The following is a 23,515-nucleotide window of genomic DNA, read 5'->3' as shown; positions in this document are numbered from 1 at the left end:
CATCTTGACCGCCATCGACCCCACCGCCCACCTGACCGCGGAGCAGATCGAAGAGCTGGGCCGCGAGCTGGACGCGATCCGCGACGAGGTGATCGCCGGCCGCGGCGAGAAAGACGCCGCCTACATCCGCAAGGTCATCTCGGCGCAGCGCAAGCTCGAGCTGGTCAGCAGGGGCGTACTGCTGTTCTCGATCTTCCCGCCCGCGTGGCTGCTCGGCACCGCCGGGCTGTCCGTGGCGAAGATCATGGACAACATGGAGATCGGCCACAACGTCCTGCACGGCCAGTGGGACTGGATGCGGGACCCGAAGATCCACTCCACCACCTGGGAGTGGGATCACGTCTCGCCGTCCGAGCAGTGGAAGCACTCGCACAACGAGCTGCACCACACCTACACCAACGTGATCGGCAAGGACAACGACCTCGGCTACGGCATCATGCGCGTCGACGAGGACCAGAAGTGGCACCCGTTCCACCTCGGCCAGCCGCTGTGGAACTTCATCAACGCCTGCTTCTTCGAGTACGGCATCGCAGCGTACGACCTGGAGCTCGGCAAGAACCTGAACAAGCGCCGCCGAAAGAACCCGGAGTTCCGCGCGCGGGCCAAGGCCGTGGGCCGCAAGATCCGCAAGCAGGTGCTCAAGGACTACGTGATCCACCCGCTGCTGTCGGGCCCGTCGTTCCTCCCCACGCTCGCCGCCACGTTCACCGCGAACCTGGTCCGCAACGTCTGGTCCCACTCGGTGATCATGTGCGGGCACTTCCCCGAGGGCGTACAGGTCTTCGAGCGCCGGTCGATCAAGGGCGAGACGCGCGGCCAGTGGTACCTGCGCCAGATGATGGGATCGGCGAACATCAGCGGCAGCAAGGCCATGCACTTCATGACCGGCAACCTGTCGCACCAGATCGAGCACCACCTGTTTCCGGACCTGCCGAGCAACCGGTACGCCGAGGTCGCGGTGAAGGTGCGCGCGCTGTTCGAGAAGTACGAGCTGGAGTACGTCACCGGCCCGCTGCCCAAGCAGGTGTTCTCCGCGTGGCACAAGGTCTTCCGGCTCTCGCTGCCGAACACGAAGCCCAAGGTCAAAACGCCGGACCGCGAGCAGGAGCTCGTCGCCGCCTGATTCCCGGTATTGGTTCAGATCTCTCGGCCGTACCGGCGGTGCCGCCGGTACGGCCGGGTTCGGTGAGATCCGTTGCGGACGGTGGGCGACCGCGACGTCAGACCGTACGACACGGGATCCGGCGCATACCAGCAAGGCCCACATGCGAATGATGGAGCGTTGGCTTCAGAGCAAGGACCAGCCATATGGACTTGAGAACCCGTACGTGACGCCACGCCTCCTCGGGCATCGCGTACGGGTTCCGCGAGTTCGAGCATCAGGAATTCTCGAACTCGCGCGCTTCGGCGTTCGACGTCCTGGCCCATCCCGCGGCGGGCTTCCCTGACCTGCGCCCGCGCCCGTACTCGGAGCGCCGCCAGGTCCTCCTGGACGTGCTCGCCGACGTCGGCCCGCCGATCGAGCCGGTGTGGTCGACCACCGACCGCAGCAAGGCCCTGCTCTGGTACACCGCGCTCGAAGGGACGGGCGTGGAGGGGATCGTCGCGAAGCCGCTCAAGTCGGCGTATGCGGCGGGCCGGATCTGGTCGAAAGTGAGGCACGCGGACACGGTCGACGTTGGATGGGCCGGTGGAAGCGCCACCGCCGCAACAAGTGAGGACGGCCCCTCGAAGAGTCCTGGCCACGGGTGCGAGTCCGCGGGAGCGAGTATCGACGGGTGCGGGTTCCCTCGCCGAGTAGGGCGCGGAGACCCGCACCCCTTCGTCCGCCACAGGAAGCGGTCCAGAGATCACGGGGGCTTTCGACGGCCGCCTCCATCAGGTCCGGACGGATCCTTGGATGATGTCGCGCGCCAACAGACGTGCAGGTCCGCGCAGTTCCTCCGCGATGGCGTCCGCCGCAGCCGCCGTCATCGTGACGGTCCCGGGCTGGGTCGCCGCGTGGGACAACCAGGCGATACGCAAAGCGGGCGGCACCGATGCGTCACACCCGTCCCTGCGCAGACCCGCGGGGACAGAAGCGGTCGGCGGCGCGTCACCGGAGGAGTGACTGTCGAGGCTGTGCCCCCACGCGCGAGGCAGCGCCTCGGCGTGGGTGGCCACCCGCTCTCAGAACAGCTGGTCGGCGCCGTCCGCGGAATCGCGGCGGAACGTCCGTGCCACGACCGCCAGACGGTGCACCTCGACACTCACCGCGCCGGCCAGTTGCCGATTCCGCACAGCGGCGATGGCGGCCCTGGTGACGCCGTCCGGGCAGCGGCAGCATCCGCCAGGTACTCCGCGTGCCGGGACCCGTTCAGCGCGAGCGAACGATCGACCTCGATGTCAGCTCTACAAACCGGGCGTGGCGGCGCGGCGTGGTCGGCCGGTGGCACGGTCGCTGCGGCCGCGGAGGCGGTGCGGGTCGCGGGGCTGCTGCGGGCCCATCCCCTGGCGGCCGCTAAATTTTTTCGTGGATTCCCGTCGAGGATGTCGAAAACGCCGAGCGTGCTTCTACCTACCCGTGACGGCCCCGCCTGGGGCGGGTATGACGAACGAGGAGCAGAACCATGAAGTACATGCTGCTGATGCAGTTCAGCGAGCAGAACGTCGACTTCCCCAAGCTCGACGAGTGGAAGCCCGAGGAGATCCAGGCCCACATCCAGTTCATGAAGCAGACCAATGCCGGCCTCGCCGCCGCCGGGGAACTGGTCGACGCCCAGGGCCTGGCCATGCCGGAGACCGCCCGGATCGTGCGCTCCCACAGCGGCGGCGCGCCGGTCGTCACCGAGGGCCCCTTCCCGGAGTCCAAGGAGTGGGTGGCCGGCTGGTGGATCGTGGACTGCGACACCGAGCAGCGGGCGACCGAGATCGCCGCCGCCGTCTCCGCCGCCCCCGGCCCGGGCGGCCGGCCGCTCAACATGCCGATCGAGGTGCGCCAGATCATGGCGGCCCCGCCCACCGAGCTGTGAACACCCCCCATGACGACTTTCGAACCAACCGTCGAGGACCTGCTGCGCAAGCTCGCGCCGCAGGTCGTCGGCGTGCTCACCCGCCGCTACGGGGACTTCGCCGCCGCCGAGGACGCTGTTCAGGAGGCCCTGCTGGACGCCGCCACGCAGTGGCCGGCCGAGGGTGTGCCGCGTAACCCGCGCGGCTGGCTGGTTCAGGTCGCCAGCCGCCGGATGACCGAGCAGGTCCGTAGCGAGCAGGCCCGCCGCCGACGCGAGGAACTGGTGGCCGGTCAGGTCCCCGCCGGCGGGCGGTCCGCACCAGGGGCCGACGCCGGGGACCAGGGTGCGCACGACGACACCCTCGCGCTGCTGTTCCTGTGCTGTCACCCTGTGCTGTCGCCGGCCTCGGCGATCGCGCTCACCCTTCGCTCGGTCGGCGGACTGAGCACGGGGGAGATCGCCGCGGCGTTCCTCGTCCCCGAGGCGACCATGGGCCAGCGGATCAGCCGGGCCAAGCAGCGGATCAAGGACTCCGGGGTGCCGTTCCGGATGCCGGACAGCGCCGAGTGGCCAGCTCGCCTGGATGCGGTGCTACACGTTCTCTATCTGATCTTCAACGAGGGCTACGCCAGCAGCACCGGCGCCGAGCTGCGGCGCATCGGACTCTCCCAGGAGGCGATCCGCCTCACCAGGGCCGTCCACACGCTGCTGCCGGACAACGCCGAGGTGGCCGGTCTGCTCGCGCTGATGCTGCTCACCGAGGCGCGCGGGCCCGCCCGTACCGGCCCGCACGGCGAACTCGTCCCGCTCGCCGAGCAGGACCGCGGCCGATGGGACACAGCCGCGATCGCCGAGGGCGTCTCGCTGATCACCGCCGCCCTGCCGCGCGGTCCGGTCGGCCCGTACCAGGTACAGGCGGCGATCGCGGCCGTCCACGACGAGGCGCATACCGCCGCCGACACCGACTGGCCGCAGATCCTCGCCCTGTACGGGGTACTCGCCCGCATCTCCGACAACCCGCTGATCATCCTGAACCGGGCGGTCGCCATCGCCATGGTGGACGGCCCCGCCGCCGGCCTCGCCCTGCTCGCCGACCCGCCGCCCGCGCTCACCGGCCACCACAGGCTGTACGCGGTCCGCGCCCATCTGCACGAACTCGCCGGGGACCGGGAGGCCGCCGCCGCGAACTACCGCATCGCCGCCCGCCGCACCGCCAACCTCCCGGAGCGGCACCACCTCAGTCTGCGCGCCGCCCGACTGGCCACGTAAGCGGGAAGGTAAGTCACCGATCAAAATTCGGTGAGGCAGCGCAACTACGACTCCGGCCGGTCGGCCGCCGTCGGCGGTGAGGCGGGCCTCGAAGCCGTCGAGGAGGGGATCGCCGCCATGACGGCCTCGACCGCCGGGTGCGGCAGCTGGGACAGGGCGTACTGCAGCGCGACGGTCTTGCCCTGGCCGGCGACGCCGTACAGACGGACACGCCCACAGCGGGCAATCACCTTCATGGATCACTGAGGCGAGATGAGACTCACTGCAGTGGGTACAGGGGGCCGGTCGGCCGTGGCTCCGACTTCAGGACCAGCCGGACTGCGGCGGCGTACGCGGCGGGCGAGCAGGCCCCGTAACGCCTCAGCCAACCGACGCTAGTGATTGTGACCGGGGTGGGGGCTTGCCGTCAGATCAGTCTTCATTGAGTCGGGCCGAGTACCTCGTCGGCGCTGCGCGGCTCTGTGCGCGGCTGTTGGTTGAGCTTGTGGCGCGCGATGGAGGAGTGGGAGCAATGCTCAGAACCTGTGGATCGGCCCGGGGAGGACGTACCTTCCCGGGTGATTGATCGATAGGTCACCGAGCAAGACCGGTGTTCACAGCACCGGCCGGGAAGGCACGTCCGTGCTCAGCGTAGTGAACGACGACGGCACCACGGCCAACAGCTCCTCCCTGATCGACGAGATCGTCCGGGAGGGCGACGCACGAAGAATGCTGGCCGCCGCACTGGAGGCCGAAGTCAACGCCCACATAGCCGAGTTGGCGGACCAGCGCGATGAGCACGGCCGACGGCTCGTGGTCCGCAACGGCTACCACCAGTCCAGGAAGGTCACCACCGCGGCTGGCGTAATCGAGGTCAAGGCCCCGAGGGTGAACGACAAGCGTATCGATGAGACCACGGGCGAGCGCAAGCGGTTCTCCTCGGCGATCCTGCCGCCCTGGTGTCGCAAGTCCCCAAAGATCAGCGAGATGCTGCCGCTGCTCTGCCTGCACGGCCTGTCGTCCGGCGACTTCGTGCCCGCGCTGGAACAGTTCCTCGGCAGCGCGGCCGGGCTCTCGTCCGCGACCGTCACTCGGCTGACTCAGCAGTGGCAGGCCGACCACGCGGCTTTCATGGACCGCGACCTGTCCGAGGTCGACTACGTGTACGTGTGGGCCGATGGCATCCACCTCAACGTCCGCTTGGAAGAGGCGAAGGCGTGCGTGCAGGTGCTCGTCGGGGTGCGCGCCGACGGGTCCAAGGAACTGGTTGCGCTCAAGGACGGATACCGCGAGTCCGGCGAGTCGTGGGCGGACCTGCTGCGCGACTGTGCCCGCCGGGGCATGCGTGCTCCCGTGCTCGCTGTCGGGGATGGCGCCCTGGGCTTCTGGAAGGCCCTGGCCGAGGTGTTCCCCGACACCCGCGAGCAAAGGTGCTGGGTTCACAAAACGGCCAACGTGCTCGACTGGCGGGCGGTGAACGCACCTCACCTCGTCGCTCTCGTCCGGGCGGGTGCCCGCTTCGAATGCGGCCGGCTCGTCGAGCGCCCCACAGCCGTGGCAGCATGACCGGCTTCAGCCAAGCGCCCAGGGAGGCATCCGCCATGTCCGACCTCGACAGCCAGGTTCCCTACTGGGATGCCGCTGCGGGCACGAAGACGTTCACCCACCCGCTCCATCTGCCCTGGCTCGACGGGATCAGCAGGCACGCCGCGATCCTCGACTACGGATGCGGATACGGCCGCATCATGGAGGAGCTCGAACAGCGCGGCTTCGGCAACCTCACGGGCGTCGACACCTCACCAGGAATGATCAATCGGGCACGCCGCCTGCATCCCACCATGCGCTTTGCCGCCCTGGATGCACCGCCGGTCTCGCCTTACCCAGACGCAGGGTTTGACGCAGTCTTGCTCTTCGCCGTGCTGACCTGCGTCCCCGGCGATGACGCCCAGCAGCGATTGATCGCCGAGCTGAACCGCATCCTCAAGCCCGGCGGGATCCTCTACGTCAGCGATCTTCTACTGCAAGACGATGAACGCAACCACAGCCGCTACGGCCGCTATGCCCATCACTACGGCACCTACGGCGTGTTCGAGACCGGCGACGGTGCGGTCTGCCGCCATCACTCCCGGGAGTGGCTCTCCACCCTGCTCGCCGAGTTCGAAACCATCGATGCCCGGGCCATCACGGTGCACACCATGAACGGGCATGCATCAACGGGGATCCAGATCCTCGCCGGCAAACCGACGCTGGCATGAGCGCAGCTCCGATCCACAGCTATTGACAATTACTCCGCGCGGGTCCCCCTGCGGGTGCCGAGCCGTTCGCGGTGCTCGCGCAAGAGTTGGGCGAGAGCCTCGGCGGTCTCCCTGCCGACGTCGAGTGTTGCGGTGTAGGTGATACTGGTCAACGCGTGAAGCCTCCGGGTTCCGGAACGTGATCTTCGCAGACCTGTTCCTACCAGGGGCTTCTCGCGTATCTGATGCCGGGTCAAGCGCGTCTGAGGGCCTCGCCAGCCAGGAAGATCGCGGATCTGTCGGACGGGCGGCCTGGCCAATACTCTGAACCCCGTCCGCACTACCTGGGGAGAGTCATGACAAGTAGGTTCACCGAGTTGGCCGTTGACTGCCACGATCCTGAGAGGCTCGCGGCCTTCTGGTGCGAGGTCCTGGGCTTCAAGATGATCGACCGGAGCGAGGGCAAGGTCGAGATCGGCTCCTGGGTGCCGACCGTCGAGGATGTTCGGGCCCGTCAGATGCCGCCCACCCTGGTGTTCATCCAGGTACCTGAGGGCAAGACCGTGAAGAACCGGCTTCACCTCGACGTCAGCCCAATCGACGGCAGCACCGAGGACGAGGTGACCAGATTGCTCGGCCTCGGCGCCACCAAGACAAATGTGGGCCAAGGGTCAGACCGAAGCTGGGTAGTCATGGCAGACCCCGAGGGCAACGAGTTCGACGTCCTACGCACCCTGGCACCGCAGACCTAGGTCGCGAGCGGGCACCCGCACCCCGTCACACACCGCAACCGTTTCGTTGCCGAGAAGACCTCAATGAGCCGAGTTGTCGGTGGGTGATGAGGCAGCAGGCGAGTTTGAGGAACGCTTCGTGGATGTCGGCCCTGCGTTCCCAGCGGATGCGTAGTCCGGTGCCGTGCCAGGTGCCTCGGCGGGCGATGGCGGGCACGATGCCACGGGCGCGGACCTGGTCGCGGTAGATGTCGTGGTCGTAGCCGCGGTCAGCAAAGAGGGAGTCGGGCTTGCGGCGGGGACGTCCGACGCGGCCTCGGACCGGTGAGATCGCATCAAGCAGTGGGATGAGATGGATGACGTCGTCGCGGTCGCCGCCGGTCAGCAGGACCGCAAGCGGAGTGCCGTGGCCGTCGATGATCATGTGGTGTTTCGAGCCGGCCCCCGGTCGACCGGGGACGGGCCCGTGTGGCTTCCCCTTTTAGCGCCCTGACGTGGGAGGAGTCGACCACGCAGCGCGACCAGTCGAGCTTCGCCGCCGCGTTCAGCTCGGCGAGCAGGACCTCGTGCAGCCGCTGCCAGACTCCGGCGTCGTTCCAGTCCCGCAGCCGGCGCCAGCACGTCATGCCCGAGCCGAAGCCCAGCTCGTTGGGCAGGTACTCCCACTGGATGCCCGTGTGCAGTACATACAAGATCCCGCACAGCACCTCCCGGTCCGGCGACGGTTTACACAGATCATCCGACACGATCCACGGACGTCCCCACCACACCAGCCGAACGCTCAACTTCGGCCTGCGACATGGCAATCAGGGAAGATCGACCTCATTGTGTTAAGCCCTTGTAAGACCCGGCAGTTACGACCGTGCTGACATGGAACGGACATATTGTCGGGACGGAGGCTGGAGTCGCCGTCCTCGCGCTGCCGGGCCGTCAACTCGTCGACGTGCGCCTCGAACATCCGGCCGTCCGCAGCCGTCCACCTCGCCCGACGATCGCGAGTGATCTCCCGCAGCAGCAGCCGGTCCGCGACCCGGTCATAGCGGCCCCGGCGTCTCGTGCGAGCTGCGGACATCCGTCGGCGCCAGGTCCGCGACCTCGACTGTGCCGCCGTCCGGCGTGCTCACCGTGTGCGTGAGCACAGGGGACGCCTGCATGAAGCCCAGCCTGACGGCAATCTTGTAGAACAGCCCGAGCGCCGCCAACTCCCGTGCCCACCTCGCCCCACCGATCGGAGACGGGTTCCCCTCGCCGCGCCGCCGCCAGTCCTCCCAGTCCTCCAGCACGTCCGCCGTCGCCTCGTCCCACCGAAGTCCGCGGCGCCACAAGTAGGTGAAGAACAACCGGTAGTCCGGCGCGTACGTCTCCTTCGTCCCCTCCGCCTTCCGGGCGAAGTCCCGATGCCGGAAGACCGCACTCAGGCGCCAATCGACGCGGCCGTCCGGGGCGAGAAGGATCGGCTGTCCGGGCCGGATCCCGAGCGCTCGCTCCCGCTCGGTCAAGTCGCCCCATGCGCCCAGCACATCGTCTCGATCGCCATCCGGGGTACCGCCGACTCCCGTCCAGAACAGACGCCACTCATCCACAACTCAGCTCACTCCGTGCGCAACACGACCTGCCGCAACACGGGGACCGTACACAGAAGCTCGAGAGTCCTGGTCAGCAGGATCTGGTGGGTCGTTTGCAACCTCGGCACATGCAGGACGTCGTCGCCGACATCAGCCTCTTCCGCCCGGGCCCCGTCTCCGGGGGCATGCCCGAGCGAGTCGCGGCATTGGCCGTGTCCCCCGCCGATCTGTCGCATTACAAGCGGGCTGGAAGCACTGCGCGCGAGATCGTGATCAAGGGTCGGAGAGTCGCTTTCCGGTCGCGTTCATGTGACGGAGGACACAACCGATTTGGGGCGTGGGCCACCGTCCGTTCGAGGGTCTCAGACCTGGAGCTCCGCGGCCATGCCGGAAGGGACACCGGCACCAGATCCAGGCGTACGTGGAGCGGCTCATGCATCTCCACGTAGCGTCCGGCTATTCCATGCGCTACGGCGCATCCCATCCCGAGGCCTTGGTGCGGAGAGCCGCCGAGCGGGGCATGGAGTGGCTCGCTCTGACGGATCGCGACAGCGTCACCGGGGCCGTTCGGTTCGCGAAGTCGTGCGCAGCGCATGGAGTGCGCCCGATCTTCGGCGTTGACCTGGCGGTTGCTTCCACAAGGATTGGCGGAGGTTTCGCGCCTGTCCCCGGCGCTCGGCCGAGCCACGGCAACCTCGTGACCCGGCGGTCCCGCCCCGCCTCCGATCCGAGGCGGGGCGTCAGTCCGCGGAGTCCCTCTCCGGCGTCCCGTCGTCCACAGTGTCCGGATGTGAGACGCGGCTGGCGGACTGGTCGTCGGTGTGGTCCGCCCCTTGCGGGTCGATCGTGGCCGCCCAGCGTTCCGCCCAGCGGGCGAGGGGGTTCAGGGCGTGGCGCGCCTCCTGTCCCAGCGGGGTGAGCTCGTAGCGGCTGTCCGGTAGTTGGTGAATCACCTGGGCATCCAGCAGTTCGGTCAGGCGCTGCCGCATCACGCTGGAGGACATGTCGTCGCACCGCTTCTGCAAGGGGCGGAATCCAAGCGGACCCGCGCGAAGCTCCCACAGGATGCGCAGACTCCACCGCCGCCCGAACAGATCGAGTGCGGCCATGAGGGGGCGGCCGGTGGTCGAGCCGCGAACGGGATTGCCAGGTCTGGGTGTTGCCATGTCGGGATGTCCAGCTCTCCAGGGTTGATGCTTCGAATTCCGACACGCTAGCATCGGTGACCGCTTCGGAAATCGAATCGGAGGAGGCTGTTGTGGCACCTGCCCTGCCGACCTGGGTGAGAGGCGTTCCTGAAGGCCCGGGTCGACGGAGGCGAGACCGGCCGGGAGGACCGGTACATGCGCATGGTGCCTCGAGTTCGACGTCGGCGCCGAGTCGCACGGACGGCTCACCCGGAACCTGTTCGTGGCCGGGGGGAGGGGTGACCGGCACGCGGGAGATCGAGTACAGGATCCACCAGGTCCTGCAAACCGGCCCAGCGGAACTTCAGTGCTGCCTCGTCAGCGGTTGTCGCCACCAAGCCGACGTCCGCTCAGAGCTGGAGACCAGATGACCACGACCGAGTTTCCCTCGGCGGCAGCACGGGCCGCCGCCGCTGCCGCCCTGGCCGAGGACGTGTCAGGGAAGGACATCACCACCGAGTGGAGCGTTCCCGAGGACCTGGCGGCCACGGCCGAGATCCGCACCCGGCAAAGCGGCATCGCCGCCGGCCTCCCCGTGGTCGCCGAGGTCTTCGCGCAGGTCGACCCCGAGGTCAAGGTCGAGCCGGCCGTCGCCGACGGCGCCCGACTGGCCGACGGCCAGGTCCTGGTGCACCTGTCCGGTTCGGCGCGCAGCCTGATCACCGGGGAGCGTACGGCGCTGAACTTCCTGCAGCGCATGTGCGGCATCGCGACGCTGACCGACCGCTACGTCCAAGCCGTGGCAGGGACCAGGGCGCGCATCCTGGACACGCGCAAGACGGCGCCGGGCCTGCGCGCCCTGGACAAGTACGCGGTCACCGCCGGCGGCGGCCACAACCACCGCCTCGATCTCGCGGCGATGGTCCTGCTCAAGGAGAACCACATCGCCGCGGCGGGCGGGGTGACCGCCGCGATCGAGGCGGTCAGGCGCGGGATGGCGCGCACCGGGCAGATAGTGGAGAGCGATGTCGAGGTGCAGACCGTCACCCAGGCCGTCGAGGCCCTCGACGCCGGAGCCCGCTGGATCATGCTCGACAACATGCCGGTGGCCGACATCGAGCAGGTCGTGAAGGTCCGGGCCGGGCGGGCCGACGCTTCCCGGATCCTGCTGGAGGCCTCGGGCACCATCCGCCTGGACACAGTTCTCGCCATCGCCGGGACGGGCGTCGACCTCATCTCGGTCGGGGCGTTGACGCACAGCGCGCCCGCACTGGACCTGACCATGCTGCTGACCACCGGCCCGGTGCCATGTCCGAGGTAGCGGTCGTCGTCGCGTGTCAGCGAGACGGCGCGGGTGGCAGCCCGACCGCCGTTCTGGATGATGCGCCGTTCACCGACGAGGAGCGATGCCGCATTCCCACGGCGTTGGGAACATCGCACGCCGTCTTCCTCCGCGCGACCGGAATCGAGCGTCGTCGGCCCGCGTACACACTGCGGTTCTTCACCGCCCAGGGCGAACTGCCCGCCTGCGGACACGGCACCGTCGCCGCCCTCGCCGTGCTCGCCGAACGGGAAGGCGGCGACCACGACTACCGCGCCGCCCTGCGTACGGCCCACCGCAGCTTCGACGGTCGGGCAAGCCGAAACGGTGACGGCCTGACGGCGTCGTTCGACCCGGGCCCGGTCAGCCTGCGTAGCACCGGTGGATCCGAACTGAGGGCAGTCGCAGGCGGCCTCGGACTGACAGAGGACGCGGTCGCCGGCGACGCCTGCGTGGCGTCGAACGGGCGGCCGAGGCTTCTGCTGCCCATCCGATCCCGCGCCGCACTGGCCGAACTCACGCCGGACTTAACCCTGTTGCGCGCAGCCTGTGACCGCTACGGTCTGCTGGGCTGCTACGCCTACTCGCCCCCGGACCGACACGGCCGAGCAGCAGCCCGGATGTTCGCCCCGTCGATCGGCGTCCCCGAGGACATCGCCAACGCCAACAGCACGGCCTGCCTGGCAGCGCATGCTGCCGGGTTCGGCACACACCGCCTCGCTGTCGACATGGGTGACCACCTCGGCAGCCCGTCCACCATCACGGCGACCGTCCACCGCGACCGCACGGGACACCGGATCCGAGTCGGCGGCCAGGCAGCGATCGTGCGCACGGTCATGCGCTGAGGCCTGCGCTCACAAGGCGAGGGTGCCGGTGCGCAGCAGGTCCAACTGCTCCTGTGAGAGCCCGGCCAGTTCTGGCGGCATCTGTGGCAGGGGCTCAGGATTGATGGCCGATCACGTCGTACTGGTGCGACTCGTACCTACTTGTCGGCTCCTCTTCGTTCTAGTCCGGGCCGCCGCCCTTCCGGCGAGGCCAGTCATCGACTCGACCGGCTCTGGTTCGTCCTCGCCCGCCGACGCTCACCCGAAACCAATCCGATCGCAGCCCCAGCCGGTTGATCGAAGCCGTCCGACTTCGACGCCGTCTCCGTCGGCTCGCTGACCCACAGCGCGCCGGCCATGGATCCGAGCATGCTTCTGATCATCAATTCCGAACACAGGAGGTACTGTGGCCAAGGGCTACTGGGTCAGCGTCTACCGCACCATCGCAGACCCTGAGAGGCTTGCTGCCTACGACAAGCTGGCCGGTCCAGCCGTCAAGGCCGCGGGCGGGCGGCTGCTCTCCCGCGGCAGCCGGGTCGTCGCACACGACGCCGGAATCGCCGAGCGCACCGTCCTGATCGAGTTCGACAGCTTCGAACAGGCGGTCGCCGCACGCGCGAGTGCGGCCTACCAGGAGGCACTGGCCGTACTTGCTGACGGCGTCGAGCGCGACTTCCGCATCATCGAAGGCCTCGACTGACGACCGATGCCGCGTCAGGGAGGAACACGATGCTGGCTGCGGGGATCACCCCGGCTCGTCAGCGCGCCGCACCGTCGCGAAAAGCGTCAGGCCGGTGGCATCGGCGGTGATGTCCGGTCCGGCGATGTTTCCTTCCCGGCGGCGCGGCGGCTCGGACGTCGGCCTCGATGTCGGCGGGGGTGCGTTCGAGGAGGTTCCAGCGGCCGATGTGGGTCATCAGGGCGGCGTACGGGTTCGGGGTCGCGATGTTGGAGAAGTAGAACGTGTGTCCGGGGCGGTACAGGCGGGACAGGGTGGTGCGGATCAGGGCTCGGGTGAAGCGTTCTTCGAGGTAGTCGAAGAGGCCTCCGGCCAGGACCAGATCGAAGGGGCCGTGGTCGGCGGCCAGATGGGCGGCGGTGCGCAGGACGTTGCCAGGGGGCCGCGGCGGTCTGGGCGCGGGTCGCGGGCGGCAGGTGTGTGAGGGCGTACTGGAGGGCGTTGGGGTCGACGTCGTTGAGGACCAGGCGGTCGGCGGGGTGCAGGAGAGCCGGGTCGACTCGGCGCAGGTCGGCGGCGCCTCCGGACGCTATCAGCAGGATGCGGCGGCCGGTGGCGCGCGCGAGGGGCCGTGCTCGGAACGTCCGCCGGGTCGCTCCCGAGTGCGGAACGTTCTTCTGCAGGAGTGCGAAGAAGCTCTCCATCGCGGCATTGTCGCCGACAGCCCCGACCCGGCCCATCGAGCCCACCAGGCCGTGCCGGGTGAGGACGGCGGCGACCTTCCGGGACCGGAATTGCGAACCGCGGTCGGAGTGCACGATGCCCCCCGCAGCGGGGCCGCGGCGGGCGACGGCGGACTCCAGCGCGGCCACCGCGAGGCGGGACTTCATCCGGGCATCGATGGAATAGCCCACGATACGGCCCGAGTACACGTCCTTGACCGCGCACAGATACAGCTTGCCCTCACCGGTCGCGTGCTCGGTGATGTCCGTGAGCCACAACCGGTTCGGCCCGTCCGCGGTGAAGTCCCGACGCACCAGGTCACCGTGGACCGGTGGCCCGGCTTTGCCGTTCTTGCCGCGGCCCCTTCGCTTGCCGAAGACACTCCACCAGCCGTTGTCCCGGCAGATCCGCCAGGCGGTCCGCTCGGCCATCGCCTCACCGGCGGCGCGGGCCTCGTCGAGAAGGAAGCGGTGCCCGAACTCGGGATCATCGCGGTGCGCGTCGAACAGGGCGTTGGCCCGGTATGCCTCGGTCAGTTCGGCGTCGGTGGCAGGCCGGGCCAGCCACCGGTAGTAGGGCTGGCGAGCCAGCCCGAGCACCCGGCACGTCACCGCCACCGGCACCCGGTAGGGGACATCGGCGGCGGCCAACTCGCGGACGAGCGGGTACATCATTTTGCCGGCAGGTTCGCCTGCGACAGATACGCCGCAGCCCTCCTGAGCACCTCGTTCTCCTGCTCCAGCAGCCGGATCCGTTTGCGGGCCTCGCGCAGCTCGGCCGACTCACCCGACGTCGTTACCGGGCCTGGCGCCCTCGTCGGTTTCGGCGCGGCGCAGCCACTTCGACAGCGTGATCATCACCGCTGCTCCCGCCACCGCCACACCACAACCCGCCCGCGTCCTCCTGCTGGCTGGGCAACGTTTTCTCCCACTGAATCCATGGCGATATGTGGCCCCAGCCCCCCTTGTTGTGGTCGACGACCTGGATCTGCGCGGCCGTGAGGTGAGTCTGCTGCCTGATGCTGTCCGGAGGGAAGCGTTCGCGGATGCGTCACGCTTCCGGGGAGAGTTCTACGAGTGTCTGACCGCCTGGCGCGATGAGTTGTTCGAGCTGGTGGACGCGGTGCTGTGTGCGGACGGTGCTGTGAAGTCCCCGGTGGACTTGACGTTGTTGCCCGAGCATCGACGTGGGCATGGAGCGATGTACGGCGGCTTGAACCACGGCCGGCTCGACGTCGACAAGCTGCGGACGGTGCTGGCCGGCCTGCCGCTGCCGCGTTTCGACGGCGGGCGTCTGGTCCTGGCGGTCGATGTGTCGCCGTGGCTTCGCTCCCGCCCGCCGAGACTGGCGAGCTGAGCACCCTGCGAGGAAGGAGAACGGACATCGGGGCCACCACCGTCAAGGACGCCACCACCCCGCTCACCGTCTCCGGCGGCACCCTGGAACTCCAGGCCGACCTCACCGCGGGCACCGCCGCCCGCTTCGGCCTGAACGTCCGCACCGGCGGTAAGCAGCGCACCCGCATCGGCTACGACTCCCGCCAGCGGGCGAAGAAGGCATACACGCGCGGCCAGGGCGGGAAGTCGGACGGCATCGCCCGCCACTTGATGCCGTTGTCGACGAGATAGCGCACCGCGTCGATCATCTGCCGGTGGCAGTAGCCCTCCGGCCGGCCACCCCGGCCCGCCAGCCATCCCGGCACCGGCAACAGATCCCGCACCAGTGCTCACTCCGCATCGCTCATGTCCGAGCCGTACCGTTGTCGGCGCTCTGGCCTGTCAGCCGCATTCCCGAACCGATGGGCGAGACAGTCACACCCAGGAGTGGACGGACTGGACCCGGCAACCACGACCACGCGACACTTCGACAAAAGGGCCTCTTGCTGCTCGTTGGACTCGACAACCGCGAGCTACCAAGAGGCCCTTCCTCTATGCCCCACCAGCCCACAAGTCACCCGATCCAGGACCCCGTTCGAACCAGACCGAGCGCACGAACGGATAGAGAACGGCCAGTTAGGCGGCCGGAGTAGCTCGGTGGGGTCGCGGATCCGTCTCCGGTCGAACGGCCGGCACCCATCGGGACAGCAGGCGGGCTCCTCGCGGTGGGCTGTGCCCGTGCCGGTCGCTCAGGGAGCCTCTGGCCGTATCTCGCCCGTTTCTCTCTGGTGTCTTACGGGCATCTGCACGACGGTCGGTCACACATGGGGGTAGGGGCCATGCCGTCTGGCAGAGGGGGAACCAGGCAGCGGGACAGCTGGCGGCGCCGCTCGATGGAGCGTCGCCGCACACCCGAGCCGGAATCATCGCCACCCGAGCGGAACCCGTCGTTCTGGCGCAGATGGCGCGTAACCCTCCTCGGGCTGCTCGGAACGGCGCTGACGGCCGCCACCGTCGGCGTGATGCAGGACGCCGCTGACTCGGCGCTGCGGAACACGTGGGCCACAGTGACCGGGCTGTTCGACACCCCCGGCCACGAGCCTCCCCACTCCGAGCCCACCGCCAGCGCCAGCCCGAGCAGCGGGGTCGGCCCGCTGGTCTCGGTGGGCGTCTCGCCGCACCTGGACGACGGCTGTGGCACCGGTCGCGGATGGGTGTTTCCCACGTCTCCGGCGGGGCTCGCCGGGTATGTGCCCGGCTCTCGGCCGAGCCGGGGAGGGACGACATGGGACCAGGATCCGTACGCCTTCGGCGGCGCGGCCCCGGGCACCCTCCGGCTGAACCTCACGGTGTCCGGACGCGACGGCCACGCCATCGTCGTCAAGGCATTCACGGTGCGTGTCATCCAACGCGCCAAGGCCGGACAGGGCACCGTACTCGATCCTTCGGGGCCCGGGCAGGGGTGCGGTGGCGGGGGCGTCGGCGGCGAGTCCCTCACCCTCTGGTATGGCAAGAAGGACCTGGACGCCTCCCCGCCCCGCTGGGTGACGGGCACCGACGGCCCGAGGGACGTCCGGGCGGTTTCGTTCCCGTACAAGGTGACGGCCGCGGCCCCCGCCGAGTTCCAGATCGACGTGTCCACACAGCACTGCGACTGCACCTGGGTCGGGCGGCTGGAGTGGTCGGACGGCGCCACCTCGGGAACCACGACGATCACCGACAAGGGCCGCCCGTTCCGTACGGCCCCGGCCACGGGACTCCCCCGCTACAAGTGGAGTGGCAGCGCATGGCGAAACTGTCGCGACAACGGCTGCTACTGATCGCGGCTTACGTGCTCGCGGCGGTCGTCGGCTATGCCGTGATACGGCTGTGGCCGTTCGGCCTGGACGGGGGCGGGCATCCCAGTGACCCCACCGGGTCCACGTCGGCGAAACCGTCGCCCGGGCCGACGAGTTGGGCCTTCCAGTCCGACGTCACCTGGGTCGCGCACGCGGGCATGCTGACGGTGAAGCGCGACCGCACCTTTGTCCTGAAGGAGCGTTCCTACCGCGACTGCGCGGCCGTGCATCACCAGGCGCCGTGCGACGACCCGAACTCCGAGACGGGGCGCACGGGCATCGTCGTCCACGGGGTCGTATCCAAGGCCTCCGGTACGCGGGCGACCGGCCGGATCACCCGTACCACTGCCCCGACGTCGTATCCCGTCGGCGGTATCAGCTTCACCCTCGACCCAGCCCACGACGCCATCAGCGCCCATCCGTCGGGTGTCCGGGAGAACCCCCTGTTCTGCGGCCCGACGGCCCCACCGATGTGGTGCGGGGCCTGATGGCTAGGGTCCGTCCTCAAGCTGCGGCGGGCGGGCTCTCGGCCAGGGCTCATGGTTGAGGCCGCCCGGGGCCCTGCTGTCCTGTCGAAGCGGGGCCGCTCCGACGCTAGGGCCCAGTGCCTGGCATGGCCCGTTCGACACGCGATGCCGCGACTGTCCACCTGCGGACCCGTCGTTGACAAACCGCGGGCCATGATGCGAGGCGGTCCCGCGGGGCTCTTCGTGCGGCGGCGTCCGGTACGCCCGAGGGCGTCGATGAGCTGCTCGCGACTCATCTTCGACCGGCCGGGAACGTCCTGCTCGGTCGCCCGCTGGTACAGCTCCGCCTTGCTCAGCTTCTGCAACTCGCTCCCGCCCGTGCCGCGGCCGCGATCCCTCGTCGACGCACGTGCCGTCTTCGGCGGGGCCTTCTTGGACTCCATCTTCCCCCGCCGACGGACGTGCGGTCTAGCGGCGCGCGGACGGGGCGCGGCGGCCGACTGCTCACCGCGGCCCCTGCGGGCGGTGTCCAGGCTGCTCTGAAGGGCCTGCATGAGGTCGATGACGTTGGTCGCGGCGGGCGGCTCCTCGGCCAGGGCGACGTCCTGGCCCTGGCCAGTTCAACTGAGCACAGCCAAAGCCTGCCCGCTACGCGGGCGGACCGACCACCGCACCGAGATGATCTCCGGCTACGAAAATCTTGCCGGAGCCACGATCACTTGTACGTCGGCAGGGGTCTGTCCGATCCGGCCCCAGGTCCTGGCACGCGGCGGAGTCATCGACTGGCCGGCCTCGCCCTCGAAGACGATCCAGGCACCGCGCTCCGCCGCGGTCCTCTTACCCCGCGGCCAGATCTCCTTCTTCCACACCTCGACGGCATCGTCGTCCCGTTCGATGGCGCGCCGGGCCGACTGCTGAAGCCCATGAAGGGCTTCGCCGGCTTCCTCCGGCAGGACCTCGACGCGGTGACCGCCGGCCTGACTCTGCCCTGGAGCTCCGGGGGCGTCGAAGGGCATGTGAATCGGGTGAAAACGCTCAAGCGAGCCATGTACGGTCGAGCTTCGTTCGAACTCCTCCACACCCGCATCCTCACCCAGCCGTGAACCCACAAGTCAGAGGCAAGAAAAGGGAGCCGCAATCGTCAGGTAATGCCGCCCGCTGAATCACACAGAGTTCTCGCGTATCAACTCAACCCAGACCGATGGCAGGTCGTCGGCCTCTGCTTGAGGATCGATGCGTCGTGCCGCGTCGACCACAAGCTCCACGCACGAGTAGAGGCGGTCGTAGTGCCGCATGCACTCCGCCTCTCCAACCGAGTCAGGTTCCTCGATGTGCTGGAGGATCTGCAGGGCCGCCTGCCACCGCCAGGCCGTCTCGACGTACTGGGCGACAGAGGAACTGAAGACGGAGACCGCAGGCTTATGGAGGCCCCGGTTGTACGGCCGGAGAACCTCCGGCAAGTCGTCGACGGTGATCGGCGCACGGAGAAGAAACAGCACGCGGCCTTCCCCGGGAACCACACCAGCCACACAACTGCTCGGATCGGACCCCCAATAGCCCAGGTCGTAGAGCCATTGTCCGTTCCTGACCAGGCGCCGCTCGTGCTCTCCAGCCCTGTCATCACTCCCGGCCAACTCACCGACCCCGGCTGGAAGGCGAACCCGGCCATCTGCCAGGCACTGCCCGTCTACCTCCGCAACGCCCTCGCCTGACCCCGGCAAAACCGCCCGCGTGGCCGGACTGCTCCTGGAAGCGGGATCGCTGAAGAGAGGGCCCAGCCAGCTGTCCGCTCTCGGCAGCGAACTCCACCACGCTCGGCGAGGCGGGACAGCAGTTGCTGCCTGTCCCGGGTTACAGATTGCGCGGCAGGCTTTGTCGGGGCGGCCCATACCAGGGCGCACAGCAAAAGGGCCACCCCCAGCCCCGCCGTCATGTCACAGCAGAGCATGATCGACGGTATCCGTCGGCCTGCGAGAGCGCTGCCCCATGGAAGGCAGGTTCAGCGATCCGGGTGGCCCGACAGCCGTCGCAGGCACTCGTGCCTCCGCGCTGGCCCAGAGACGTGCCGCAAGCTGCCGAGCCCCGGCCCACAGAGGGGGCGCGGGTCGCGCAGTCAGGGTGTGTGCAACGGCGACTCGGCTGCACACCCAGGAGGCGGCGTAACCTTCCTGCACGCGCAGGCGTTGAGCACGGCACGCGTGCAACCCCCCGGTGGACGCGTGCGCAGAAGAGGGGCCCGGACCCTTGCCCGGCTTACGGGCCCCTCCTCGCGCGCGTGGAGCACTCCAGGACTCTCACCGGCCGGGATTCCGACGCCCTCGAGAAACGTGGCCGCACCCAGCGGGCCGAATATCCTCGCCTCCTGGCCCTCGGCGTCTCCCCGGGCCGGGCGCAGTTGATCCCCGGTATCAGCGGTGTGGGCGGATGGCGCGGAGACGATCAGAAGTTCACGGCCGCAGCGACGCGGTCAGCGCCGCTAGCCAGCCTGAGCGTCTTCGCCGGAGCCGCTGCCGGCACGTTGGCTATGCGGATCTCGCCTCAGGCCAAAGGCTCTCCCTAGTCGACGGAACGGCGGCGTCGACCCGCCTCGCCAGCTCCGCCCCCGACACACCGCCGCACTCCACCCTGCCGATCACCAGACCATCACCGCGACCGCGTAACCAGTCTGCGGACGGTCCGATGATCGCGGCCAAGGTCTTTGGGATTGTGTGCCATCCGGCCCTGGCCCGGCGCCAACTCGTCAGACCATGCCTCCGGCGGCGTTGATGGTCTGGCCGGTGATCCAGCGGGCGGCGTCGGAGGCCAGGAACGCGACGACGTCGGCGATGTCGGCTGGTTCGCCCAGGCGGCCCAGCGGTGTGCGGGCCTTGGCGTCGTCAATGACGTGCGGGGGCACGGTGGCTATGACGTCGGTACGGGTCAGGCCGGGCAGGACGCTGTTGACCGTGACGGATCTCGAGCCCATCTCCCAGGCCAGCGTACGGGCGAGTTGATCACCGGCGGCCTTGCTGGCGGCCAGCAGCGCCATGCCGGGCAGCGGCGACACGGTCAGGGCGGAAGAGATCAAGATGATCCGGCCGTGGTCGCTGATGCGCTGCGCGGCCTCGCGCAGGGCGACGAACGTGGCCCGCACGTTGGCGTGCAGGTACTGGTCGAAGTCGTCATCGGTGGCGCGGGCCAGCGGCCCAGCGGTCGCCGTGGCCGCGTTGTTCACCCACACATCCACCCGGCCGTACTGGCTCTCGGCCGCATCGAACAGTTCCTTGACCGCCTCGGGGCGGGTGATGTCAGTGCGGACCGCGGTGACCTGCCCGCCCGCGTCCTCGATCTGGTCCACCGTCTGCGCGGCCGTCTCCTGGTCGCGGGAGCCGATGACGACGCACATCCCCGCCGCGGCGAGCCGGCCGCTGATCGCCCGTCCGATTCCGCGCGATCCGCCGGTGACGACTGCGACCCGATCCTCGATACGCATGACCCCTCCAATTAGTCGACCCTATGGATAGTCCATAGCATCGACTAGTTTGGTAGAGGGTGTCAACTGTCCAGGTAGTAGACTGCCTGCCATGGCCGCCGCACCCGACGACAAACTCGTCGAGACGCTGATCGGAGTCTTCATGGAGATCGACGGCCTGTTCAGCACAGCGAGCCGCCAACTGGGACTAACACCCCAGCAGGCGCAACTGCTGTGCTTCGCCCAACATCTGCAGCCGTCCTTCGGCGAGCTCGCGACCTTGCTGCACTGCGACAAGACCAACATCACCGGCCTGGTCGACCGGCTTCAGCGACGCGGCCTGCTCACCCGCCAACCCGACCCCAACGACCGCCGGATGACCCGCGTCCACCTCACCCCCCAGGGCGAGGCGGTCACCGACCAGTTCCAGCAGGCCATCAACACCACCCTGACCACCCGCTTCAGCTCCTGGCCCAGCACCCAACGCGACAGCCTCGTCCACCTGCTCCAATCCGCCACAACGGCACTACGACCCTGACCTCAGCGGCCACCTCCAACCCCAACACGCCACGGGCACCGACCTCGAACCCTCCTTCCCGGAGCTGCGCTCCGGCGCCGCGCCGCTGCCCGATGCGACGGCCCTGGACGGCGAGCTGGTCGTATGGGACGCCGCGGGCCGCCTGGCGTTCGAGCGGTTGCAGGGCCGGTTGCAGCGTCGCGTCGCGGCGCAACCCGCCCCGGCCCGGCCCGGCCCGGCCCGGCCCGGCCCGGCAGAGTACGCGAGCAGACCACCCGCGAACGCTGGAACAAGATCTACGATCTCCTCTCCTCGGCCAGGGCGTCGGCCAACTCCACCGCTCCCGCCGCCTCGGCCTGGCGCTGCCCGGTCCCCCCCTCGCGGCCGTCCACCGCCCGCGCCCTGCGCGGGAGCTGCAAGGCCGGTTCCGGCCCTGCCCACGACGTGCGGCGGCCCTGTGGCCTGGGGAAGACCACAGGGCCGCGCTGGTGGCTCACTAGATCATCGAGCGGACCTGCACCGTTCCACCCGCGATCTTGTCGAGCCCCCACGGGTGGCGCGCCGAGGGCTCCAGTACGTCCGAGCGTTCATCACCGGTTGGCCAAGGGGTTGGACTGCGCGCTGGGGCGGCCAGGCCGTGTGGTCGGGGCACCGAGGTGGCCCGACCACACACCGCCCGGGCCATGGCATCAGGGCCTGGACGATGCCGAACACGATCGCGGCGAGGACGCCAGCGGCGGTCAAGGCGATGTCGACCGGCTGGCCAAGCGCCGGGCGGCGGTGGACCGCGTAGGCCAGACCGACGACGGCCAGGTCCGTCAACGCCCGAGCCACACCGCGCTCCCGAGGGAGCCGGCGATGCCGGTCGCCAGGGCCAGCACCGGGTACGGGATGCGCTGGACCGTCAGGCGAACCCCGCCGACCCGCAGATCGAGGAGGGGCCGCTGCCCGGTCGCGCAGTGTTTCGTCGTTGGCTTCGTTCACGTCCAGCAGCAGCGTTTGTTCATTGGTCGCGGCGGCAGTTGGTGATCGGCAAGGTCGTGGATATTCACGAGAAATGACGGCACTGTCGCTCCGAGGCGGTTATGTTCCCGTGCGCGACGTCTGGTCGGGTCTCACACTGCGGGCATGCGTGACGGCCCCCGGCCCCGCGGCCGTCACGCCTGCAGAGGGTTGAGTGAGTTACTGGGGCTGTCTGCCCCATGCCCGGCTGCTGATCGTCAACTGCGATGACTTCGGGATGCTTCGGTGCCTGCACGCGGCTCGGGCCGCAACGCTGTGGTCCGCATATGGGTGGTCCGCAGGTTGGAGGGGCGAGTCAGACCAGCGGACGAGCGGGGTGCGCCTGGGGGCTGATGCGGAGGGGCGTGCGGGCCCGGGAGCATGGGGATCCCCAGCAGAGGGAGACGTGGTGGAGCGTTGGGACCGGATCGGGCGTGCGGCGGCGTACGGGGCGGCGGCCGCCCTCGTGCCGTATCTGGTGATCAAGGTGTCGTGGGTGGTCGGTTCGTTACTGGGGCTGTTGCCGGTCGGGCGGGGGTTCAGCCTGGGCGGGTGGCTGGTTCTCAACACCGTCACGATCGGTATGGCTGTGGCCGGGATCATGCTGGGGCTGGCGCTGGTGCGGCCGTGGGGAATGCGGATCCCCGGCTGGCTGGTGGGATTCTTCGCCTGGGTCGGGTCGGGGTTCCTGGTGTCGATCCTGCCGTACGTGGTCGTCAGCGCGCTCGTGAACTCTGGGACGGGGAGTTCGAAGGGCTCGGGGAGTGACGCGGCGATGCCGGGCTGGGAAGCGGTGCTGCTCCAGTGCAGCTTCGTGGGTACCGGGATCGCGCTGGCCATCGCGCTTCCCGCCTATCTGTGGCGGCGCTGGCCACACGCGCTGCGCCGGCCGGAGCCACCCCGCACACGCACCTCCTCAGGGCCGCTGTGGCCTGCTGTGACCGGCGCCGTGACCGGCCTGGCCTGGCTCTACTGGGCGGCCGATGGCTCCTTGGGCATCGCGCACCGCGATGAGCGGCCAGCCAGCTGGCATGTGCTAGTTGGGGTCAGCGCCTGCTGGGCTCTCGCCGCGTCCACCGCCGTACTGGCTCTCGTCCGGCGCCGGTCGACCCGGCTGCCGTATCCGCTCCTGCTTGCGCTGGCGTGGCTGGGATCGGGCTCGATGTTCGCGTGGAGCGGCTGGAGGCTGCCGGCCACGGTGTACGTGGCGCTGGCGCATCCGAGCGACGTCAGCTACCCGGAGAACGTCGCGGTCGCCGTGGCGCTGCACGTCACGGCCGTGCTGACGGGGGCGGGGATCACGGGAACGCTGGTACGCGGCGACCGTGGGCAGGCGAGCGTGGCCGACAGCGCCCAGCAGTCCGCCGAGCGGGTGGGCCGTCGCCCGTGAACTTGGCTGTTCAGGAAACCCTTTTCACA

Annotated in this window: 20 protein-coding genes and 8 pseudogenes; 18 read left to right on the top strand and 10 right to left on the bottom strand. The window is 69.1% G+C overall.

The genetic code is table 11. The features are described 5' to 3' along the window. Positions 1 to 4 precede the first annotated feature (4 nt). From ACWGJM_RS41175 to ACWGJM_RS41160, 4 genes are all read left to right on the top strand, one after another. Positions 5 to 1,123, top strand: a complete 1,119-nt coding sequence (locus ACWGJM_RS41175) for a fatty acid desaturase family protein (RefSeq protein ID WP_453416871.1) — start codon at positions 5 to 7, stop codon at positions 1,121 to 1,123. A gap of 825 nt (positions 1,124 to 1,948) precedes the next feature. Next, positions 1,949 to 2,110, top strand: coding sequence for a hypothetical protein (locus tag ACWGJM_RS41170; RefSeq protein ID WP_453416870.1), 162 nt, complete (start codon positions 1,949 to 1,951; stop codon positions 2,108 to 2,110). 499 nt (positions 2,111 to 2,609) lie between these two features. Next, entirely contained in the window at positions 2,610 to 3,011 is a 402-nt protein-coding gene (locus ACWGJM_RS41165; RefSeq protein WP_453416869.1) for a YciI family protein, read from the top strand. Between the two features lie 9 nt (positions 3,012 to 3,020). Next, positions 3,021 to 4,262, top strand: coding sequence for an RNA polymerase sigma factor (locus ACWGJM_RS41160; RefSeq protein ID WP_453416868.1), 1,242 nt, complete (start codon positions 3,021 to 3,023; stop codon positions 4,260 to 4,262). Positions 4,263 to 4,306: 44 nt separating this feature from the next. Here ACWGJM_RS41160 and ACWGJM_RS41155 read toward each other — a convergent pair whose 3' ends face one another. After that, on the bottom strand, positions 4,307 to 4,498 hold the full coding sequence (locus tag ACWGJM_RS41155; protein WP_453416867.1) for a hypothetical protein: 192 nt from the start codon (positions 4,496 to 4,498) through the stop codon (positions 4,307 to 4,309). A 385-nt stretch (positions 4,499 to 4,883) separates the two neighbouring features. Between ACWGJM_RS41155 and ACWGJM_RS41150 the strand changes: the two are divergent. Together ACWGJM_RS41150 and ACWGJM_RS41145 are read left to right on the top strand one after the other, a co-directional pair. Next, positions 4,884 to 5,702, top strand: a pseudogene (locus ACWGJM_RS41150) (IS256 family transposase); the annotation flags it as partial. 140 nt (positions 5,703 to 5,842) lie between these two features. Beyond that, positions 5,843 to 6,496: a class I SAM-dependent methyltransferase gene (locus ACWGJM_RS41145; RefSeq protein WP_453416866.1), complete on the top strand. Its 654-nt coding sequence runs from the start codon at positions 5,843 to 5,845 to the stop codon at positions 6,494 to 6,496. 29 nt (positions 6,497 to 6,525) lie between these two features. Here the strand turns inward: ACWGJM_RS41145 and ACWGJM_RS41140 are convergent, their stop codons facing one another. Then, complete coding sequence (locus tag ACWGJM_RS41140) at positions 6,526 to 6,648, bottom strand: hypothetical protein (protein ID WP_453416865.1); 123 nt, start codon at positions 6,646 to 6,648, stop codon at positions 6,526 to 6,528. 183 nt (positions 6,649 to 6,831) lie between these two features. Here ACWGJM_RS41140 and ACWGJM_RS41135 point away from each other — a divergent pair, with 183 nt between their 5' ends. After that, on the top strand, positions 6,832 to 7,227 hold the full coding sequence (locus ACWGJM_RS41135) for a VOC family protein (RefSeq protein ID WP_453416864.1): 396 nt from the start codon (positions 6,832 to 6,834) through the stop codon (positions 7,225 to 7,227). A gap of 25 nt (positions 7,228 to 7,252) precedes the next feature. Here the strand turns inward: ACWGJM_RS41135 and ACWGJM_RS41130 are convergent. Continuing rightward, positions 7,253 to 7,979: pseudogene (locus tag ACWGJM_RS41130) on the bottom strand (IS5 family transposase). 261 nt (positions 7,980 to 8,240) lie between these two features. Then, positions 8,241 to 8,705, bottom strand: coding sequence for a site-specific integrase (locus ACWGJM_RS41125; RefSeq protein ID WP_453416863.1), 465 nt, complete (start codon positions 8,703 to 8,705; stop codon positions 8,241 to 8,243). 140 nt (positions 8,706 to 8,845) lie between these two features. On the opposite strand from ACWGJM_RS41125, the pseudogene ACWGJM_RS41120 reads away from it, so the two are divergent. Together ACWGJM_RS41120 and ACWGJM_RS41115 are read left to right on the top strand one after the other, a co-directional pair. Next, positions 8,846 to 8,977: pseudogene (locus tag ACWGJM_RS41120) on the top strand (hypothetical protein); the annotation flags it as partial. Between the two features lie 227 nt (positions 8,978 to 9,204). Further along, positions 9,205 to 9,405, top strand: a pseudogene (locus ACWGJM_RS41115) (PHP domain-containing protein); the annotation flags it as partial. Between the two features lie 106 nt (positions 9,406 to 9,511). Here the strand turns inward: ACWGJM_RS41115 and ACWGJM_RS41110 are convergent. Further along, on the bottom strand, positions 9,512 to 9,880 hold the full coding sequence (locus ACWGJM_RS41110; RefSeq protein ID WP_453416862.1) for a winged helix-turn-helix transcriptional regulator: 369 nt from the start codon (positions 9,878 to 9,880) through the stop codon (positions 9,512 to 9,514). A gap of 445 nt (positions 9,881 to 10,325) precedes the next feature. Between ACWGJM_RS41110 and nadC the strand changes: the two genes are divergently transcribed. From nadC to ACWGJM_RS41095, 3 genes are all read left to right on the top strand, one after another. Next, positions 10,326 to 11,219 carry a carboxylating nicotinate-nucleotide diphosphorylase gene (gene nadC / locus ACWGJM_RS41105; RefSeq protein WP_453416861.1) on the top strand — a complete coding sequence of 298 codons (894 nt, stop codon included), beginning with the start codon at positions 10,326 to 10,328 and terminating at the stop codon, positions 11,217 to 11,219. Beyond that, complete coding sequence (locus ACWGJM_RS41100) at positions 11,207 to 12,064, top strand: PhzF family phenazine biosynthesis protein (protein ID WP_453416860.1); 858 nt, start codon at positions 11,207 to 11,209, stop codon at positions 12,062 to 12,064. Before nadC ends, ACWGJM_RS41100 begins: the two co-directional genes overlap by 13 nt. A gap of 385 nt (positions 12,065 to 12,449) precedes the next feature. Beyond that, positions 12,450 to 12,743: a DUF1330 domain-containing protein gene (locus tag ACWGJM_RS41095; RefSeq protein ID WP_030978521.1), complete on the top strand. Its 294-nt coding sequence runs from the start codon at positions 12,450 to 12,452 to the stop codon at positions 12,741 to 12,743. 647 nt (positions 12,744 to 13,390) lie between these two features. Here the strand turns inward: ACWGJM_RS41095 and ACWGJM_RS41090 are convergent. Beyond that, positions 13,391 to 14,250 (bottom strand): annotated as a pseudogene (locus ACWGJM_RS41090) (IS3 family transposase); the annotation flags it as partial. A 197-nt stretch (positions 14,251 to 14,447) separates the two neighbouring features. On the opposite strand from ACWGJM_RS41090, the pseudogene ACWGJM_RS41085 reads away from it, so the two are divergent. After that, positions 14,448 to 14,786: pseudogene (locus ACWGJM_RS41085) on the top strand (transposase); the annotation flags it as partial. Continuing rightward, positions 14,765 to 15,073, top strand: a complete 309-nt coding sequence (locus ACWGJM_RS41080) for a GH32 C-terminal domain-containing protein (RefSeq protein ID WP_453416859.1) — start codon at positions 14,765 to 14,767, stop codon at positions 15,071 to 15,073. The pseudogene ACWGJM_RS41085 and the gene ACWGJM_RS41080, both read left to right, overlap by 22 nt. On the opposite strand, the pseudogene ACWGJM_RS41075 reads toward ACWGJM_RS41080, so the two are convergent. Beyond that, positions 15,040 to 15,147, bottom strand: a pseudogene (locus ACWGJM_RS41075) (IS5 family transposase); the annotation flags it as partial. The gene ACWGJM_RS41080 and the pseudogene ACWGJM_RS41075 overlap by 34 nt on opposite strands. Before the next feature lie 513 nt (positions 15,148 to 15,660). On the opposite strand from ACWGJM_RS41075, the gene ACWGJM_RS41070 reads away from it, so the two are divergent. Continuing rightward, positions 15,661 to 16,641 (top strand): hypothetical protein, encoded by a 981-nt coding sequence (locus ACWGJM_RS41070; protein ID WP_453416858.1) that lies wholly within the window; start codon positions 15,661 to 15,663, stop codon positions 16,639 to 16,641. After that, positions 16,608 to 17,147: a hypothetical protein gene (locus ACWGJM_RS41065; RefSeq protein ID WP_453416857.1), complete on the top strand. Its 540-nt coding sequence runs from the start codon at positions 16,608 to 16,610 to the stop codon at positions 17,145 to 17,147. Before ACWGJM_RS41070 ends, ACWGJM_RS41065 begins: the two co-directional genes overlap by 34 nt. A gap of 663 nt (positions 17,148 to 17,810) precedes the next feature. Here the strand turns inward: ACWGJM_RS41065 and ACWGJM_RS41060 are convergent. The 3 genes and pseudogenes from ACWGJM_RS41060 to ACWGJM_RS41050 all read right to left on the bottom strand — a co-directional run. After that, positions 17,811 to 18,043 (bottom strand): annotated as a pseudogene (locus tag ACWGJM_RS41060) (IS630 family transposase); the annotation flags it as partial. A gap of 246 nt (positions 18,044 to 18,289) precedes the next feature. Continuing rightward, entirely contained in the window at positions 18,290 to 18,625 is a 336-nt protein-coding gene (locus ACWGJM_RS41055; protein WP_453416856.1) for a hypothetical protein, read from the bottom strand. Positions 18,626 to 19,866: 1,241 nt separating this feature from the next. Beyond that, entirely contained in the window at positions 19,867 to 20,598 is a 732-nt protein-coding gene (locus tag ACWGJM_RS41050) for an SDR family NAD(P)-dependent oxidoreductase (RefSeq protein WP_453416855.1), read from the bottom strand. A gap of 91 nt (positions 20,599 to 20,689) precedes the next feature. Here ACWGJM_RS41050 and ACWGJM_RS41045 point away from each other — a divergent pair, with 91 nt between their 5' ends. Next, positions 20,690 to 21,115, top strand: coding sequence for a MarR family winged helix-turn-helix transcriptional regulator (locus tag ACWGJM_RS41045; protein ID WP_453416854.1), 426 nt, complete (start codon positions 20,690 to 20,692; stop codon positions 21,113 to 21,115). Positions 21,116 to 22,505: 1,390 nt separating this feature from the next. After that, positions 22,506 to 23,486 (top strand): hypothetical protein, encoded by a 981-nt coding sequence (locus ACWGJM_RS41040; protein ID WP_453416853.1) that lies wholly within the window; start codon positions 22,506 to 22,508, stop codon positions 23,484 to 23,486. The last annotated feature ends 29 nt before the right edge of the window (positions 23,487 to 23,515 follow it).

The sequence above is a fragment of the Streptomyces sp. NPDC054834 genome (genome assembly GCF_053611185.1).
Note: the sequence above shows the minus strand (reverse complement) of the source record. Positions and strands in the feature narration are given on the sequence as shown.

Excerpts from the sequence above, each read along its gene's own strand:
- ACWGJM_RS41135 (WP_453416864.1), top strand. The coding sequence starts at position 6,832 with ATGACAAGTAGGTTCACCGAGTTGGCCGTTGACTGCCACGATCCTGAG.
- ACWGJM_RS41045 (WP_453416854.1), top strand. The coding sequence starts at position 20,690 with ATGGCCGCCGCACCCGACGACAAACTCGTCGAGACGCTGATCGGAGTC.
- ACWGJM_RS41065 (WP_453416857.1), top strand. The coding sequence starts at position 16,608 with ATGGCGAAACTGTCGCGACAACGGCTGCTACTGATCGCGGCTTACGTG.
- ACWGJM_RS41170 (WP_453416870.1), top strand. The coding sequence starts at position 1,949 with ATGGCGTCCGCCGCAGCCGCCGTCATCGTGACGGTCCCGGGCTGGGTC.
- nadC (WP_453416861.1), top strand. The coding sequence starts at position 10,326 with ATGACCACGACCGAGTTTCCCTCGGCGGCAGCACGGGCCGCCGCCGCT.
- ACWGJM_RS41100 (WP_453416860.1), top strand. The coding sequence starts at position 11,207 with ATGTCCGAGGTAGCGGTCGTCGTCGCGTGTCAGCGAGACGGCGCGGGT.
- ACWGJM_RS41070 (WP_453416858.1), top strand. The coding sequence starts at position 15,661 with ATGCCGTCTGGCAGAGGGGGAACCAGGCAGCGGGACAGCTGGCGGCGC.
- ACWGJM_RS41165 (WP_453416869.1), top strand. The coding sequence starts at position 2,610 with ATGAAGTACATGCTGCTGATGCAGTTCAGCGAGCAGAACGTCGACTTC.
- ACWGJM_RS41155 (WP_453416867.1), bottom strand. The coding sequence starts at position 4,498 with ATGAAGGTGATTGCCCGCTGTGGGCGTGTCCGTCTGTACGGCGTCGCC.
- ACWGJM_RS41145 (WP_453416866.1), top strand. The coding sequence starts at position 5,843 with ATGTCCGACCTCGACAGCCAGGTTCCCTACTGGGATGCCGCTGCGGGC.
- ACWGJM_RS41050 (WP_453416855.1), bottom strand. The coding sequence starts at position 20,598 with ATGCGTATCGAGGATCGGGTCGCAGTCGTCACCGGCGGATCGCGCGGA.
- ACWGJM_RS41110 (WP_453416862.1), bottom strand. The coding sequence starts at position 9,880 with ATGGCCGCACTCGATCTGTTCGGGCGGCGGTGGAGTCTGCGCATCCTG.
- ACWGJM_RS41160 (WP_453416868.1), top strand. The coding sequence starts at position 3,021 with ATGACGACTTTCGAACCAACCGTCGAGGACCTGCTGCGCAAGCTCGCG.